Here is a 462-nt window from a genome sequence, read left to right on the forward strand (position 1 = left end):
AATCCAGTCGGCCTGTTCGATCTCAATCGCGACCCGCGGGTGGTCGGTTTGGCCTATCAGCACCTCGTGCGCCTCTTCGGTGCGGATCTCGACGGAGCCCCATCCATCGAGGCGGTGCTGGAAGAAGCCTCGAAGATCACGAACCGGGAAGCGAGGCGGCTCCATGCTTAGAATGCTCCAGGCGCACGGGCTGGATGCCGGCCCGACCCAACGGCCGCTTCTGGCGGGCGCCATCGCAGGGCTGCTGGCAGCGGTCCCGGCCCTGGCGGTCCTCATCGGGTTTCAGGCGCTTGACGCGTCTGCCATGGCAGTCGGCGCGTCTGGGTTTGCTGCCGGTCTCGCCTACGCCGGCCTGATGCTTCTCGGCGGGGTTCTGTACGGCTGGTTGTTTCAGCGCGCGGCCAATGACCCTCGCGGCGGCTGGCTCTTTGGGATGGCGTTCGGCTTCGTCCTTTGGATGCT

1 pseudogene is annotated in these 462 nt (G+C 66.5%); it reads left to right on the plus strand.

Annotation, left to right across the window (positions count from 1 at the left end):
- Positions 1-163: 163 nt before the first annotated feature.
- Positions 164-462, plus strand: a pseudogene (locus tag KBI52_RS00820) (hypothetical protein); the annotation flags it as partial.

This window comes from Microvirga sp. HBU67558, from assembly GCF_018069605.1.
GTDB lineage: Bacteria > Pseudomonadota > Alphaproteobacteria > Rhizobiales > Beijerinckiaceae > Microvirga > Microvirga terrae.